The sequence below is a fragment of the Aeromonas sp. PS2Canimalfood6 genome (assembly GCF_048276795.1).
Classification (GTDB): Bacteria; Pseudomonadota; Gammaproteobacteria; order Enterobacterales; family Aeromonadaceae; genus Aeromonas; species Aeromonas caviae.
Genome location: NZ_JBLUXC010000112.1, coordinates 1 through 2,874, shown reverse-complemented (window position 1 = coordinate 2,874; position 2,874 = coordinate 1). Strand labels below are relative to the sequence as shown.

The 2,874-nt window shown below is 49.3% G+C and carries 3 protein-coding genes; 2 read left to right on the top strand and 1 reads right to left on the bottom strand.

Annotated elements, in window-relative coordinates:
• Positions 1 to 214: 214 nt before the first annotated feature.
• The gene (locus ACNPAA_RS20690; RefSeq protein WP_201873030.1) at positions 215 to 415 is read right to left on the bottom strand and encodes a hypothetical protein; all 201 of its coding nucleotides are present in this window, start codon (positions 413 to 415) and stop codon (positions 215 to 217) included.
• Between the two features lie 501 nt (positions 416 to 916).
• On the opposite strand from ACNPAA_RS20690, the gene ACNPAA_RS20685 reads away from it, so the two are divergent.
• On the top strand, positions 917 to 1,171 hold the full coding sequence (locus ACNPAA_RS20685) for a helix-turn-helix domain-containing protein (protein WP_005329233.1): 255 nt from the start codon (positions 917 to 919) through the stop codon (positions 1,169 to 1,171).
• Positions 1,171 to 2,481, top strand: a complete 1,311-nt coding sequence (locus ACNPAA_RS20680) for a type II toxin-antitoxin system HipA family toxin (protein WP_005329232.1) — start codon at positions 1,171 to 1,173, stop codon at positions 2,479 to 2,481. The genes ACNPAA_RS20685 and ACNPAA_RS20680 overlap by 1 nt, the downstream gene beginning before the upstream one ends.
• Positions 2,482 to 2,874 lie beyond the last annotated feature (393 nt).

The following is a 2,874-nucleotide window of genomic DNA, read 5'->3' as shown; positions in this document are numbered from 1 at the left end:
TGGTGTTTTTGCTCATGGGGGGAGCGTATCTAAGGAGCAGGATCAAGCAAGCAGGAAAGTGGGATCAAGAGACGATCGTCTCATTTTTCCTGTGTCAATACTGTTCCGGTGAATACTTACTGTTTTTGTGCCAAGTGACTTGTTAGCACCTTCCCTAAGGAAAGTGCGAACAAGTATCCCACGAACAAAAAATGAAAATTTTAGTCATTTAATATCAATGGGTTACCAGTAAATGCTCTCGTGCCATATGACTTATTCGCACCTTCCCTAACAGCTGGACGTTGTTATCGTAGTCATCCACCAGCTCATCTATCAGTGCCAGCGCACTTTCGTAGTCATGCTGGTTGTCGATATGGGTGAAGTAGGGCAGCTCGGCCAAGGCCTCTCGGAGCTGTACCAGAATGGGTTTCAACATGTCAGAGTTACCTTGTTGGTTGCGCCCCCCCGTTTTCGATAACACTGGGGACCTGTCCAGTTTAGATCTTCAATGGAGGTGGCTGCTTGGTATGACACCATCACTGCATTTGCAAATTTTCCCGAGAAACCTCGGCTAGATTGGCAAAATTTCGTGCTCATCAATTCAAGAAGGTATTTAAAGAAGCGAACGCGGGTGCGAACTTGGGAGCTCCCGTGAAGCGATCGCAACAATCATGGACTCACTGACAGAGACGATCAACCGACGCACCATCGCTGCCTTGGCTTTTGTTGCGCCAACCCCAGTGCACTCCTGCTGAAACTCGTTACACCTTGTTTTAATGGCCCCTTGAATCGAAAGTGCGACACCCATACCTGAGGATCAAGGTTAAATACCGCCTTTAGCGTGTGAAAAACATTTACCGCCTAAAACAGGTAAATATTGATATACCTGCCACAGCGTGTAAATTAAAAGAAATTACGCTACCAGGTAAGTCAAATCATGAAAGTAACCAGCGCCAAGCAACTTAGTGCCTGTCTCAAGGATGCCAGGCTTTCGCAAAAGCTCTCCCAAGGCAAAGTGGCCGGCAAGGTGGGGATCAGGCAGGACACGGTGTCCAGCTTCGAGCTCAATCCCGAGTCAACCAAGCTGGAGACCTTGTTCAAGATCCTCGCCGCACTGGAACTCTCCCTCGATATCAGGCCCCGCACCGATCCTGCGGAAAACGCCACGCCTGGCTGGAAGGAGGAGTGGTAATGGCCAGCCTGACGGTCTACATGAACGGATACCGGGTAGGTACCTTTACCAAGGCGACCAATGGTGCTCACCAATTTCAGTACGATGAATCGTGGGTGAAGTTGCCAGGCAGCCGCCCCATCTCGCTCTCCATGCCATTACGCCAGCAGCGCTACCAGGGCGATGAGGCCTATAACTTCTTCGATAATCTGCTGCCAGATAACCCGGAAGTAAGAAACCGGGTGGTGGCGCGCTATCAAGCCGATTCCACCCAACCCTTTGATCTGCTCAGTTGCATTGGCCAGGACAGCGTGGGGGCATTGCAACTGGTGGCTCAGGGCAGACCTGTGCCAGACGTTAAGCGCATTGAGTGCAAGCCGCTCTCTGACGCCGAACTGGAGCAGATCATGACCAGCTACCAGCAAGGGATCCCGCTTGGTATGGTGAGGGAAGAGGACGATTTTCGGATATCCATCGCCGGGGCTCAGGAAAAGACCGCGTTACTCTACCTCGACAACCGTTGGTGCTTACCGCATGCAGCGACCCCAACCACCCACATTATCAAGCTGCCCATTGGCAAGATCGAAAGCCACTCCTACTCGATAGACCTCTCCCAGAGCGTAGAAAACGAATATCTCTGCACCCTGATCGCCAAAGCATTGGGTCTTCCGGTTCCCCATTGCTTCATCATGCAGGTCGGCAAGGTCAAGGCTCTGGCGGTGGAACGCTTCGATCGGCGCTACGCCACGGATCGCAGTTGGATCATGCGCCTGCCCCAAGAGGACTTCTGCCAGGTGTTGAATGTACCGTCAGCACGCAAGTACGAGAGCCATGGTGGACCGGGCATTGCTGACATCATGACGACCCTGCTGGGATCGGCCACGCCGGAGCAGGATCGGTACCTGTTTATGAAGTCTCAGGTGTTGTTCTGGCTGCTGGCTGCCACTGATGGCCATGCCAAGAATTTCTCGGTGTTTATCGAACCTGAAGGGCGTTTCCGGCTTACACCGTTTTACGACATCCTTTCCATGTATCCTGCATTTGGTGGTAAAGGATTACATCCCCGTGATGCCAAGTTGGCCATGGGGCTTACTGCAACCAAGGGCAAAAAATACGCGATAGAGCAGATATTTCCTCGCCATTTTTATCAAACGGCCAAGGCGATTGGTTTTGAACAAGTGCAGATGGAAAAAATCATCAGCGAACTGACGGATAATCTGGATGAGGTAATATCAATCGTTCGTCAGCAATTGCCTGATACATTTCCCACTGAGATTGCAGATTCAATTTTGGGTGGACTCAGTTCGAAAGCGCAACGCTTAAAACGATAATTGACCAATGTGACAAATGCCTCTTGCATCGCCCCAAATGAGCCTCCATCGAGGCTCATTTTTTTTGCGTACGAGCGAGTGAATGATCCATTTTAGATCAAAAAAAACAACTAAAAATGCAGAAGCCTGAAGTGCTAATTTTGGCAACATAAAATTTCCTCAGCTAACCTAGACAGACTTAACGGCAATAAGACATTGATTTTAAAGTATTATATTTATTTGATGTTTGACGTATTCTGATGACATTTTAACTCTATTAACAAGTACGGCCTTCTCATGTACAGAACCTTAAGCGGCAAGCGAATTAATAATACCGTCTAACGTGTTGTTTTGCTTGGATTTTCTCTGCCTACTCTTTTTGCCGTTTTTGGATAAATACACCATTGCCCACTC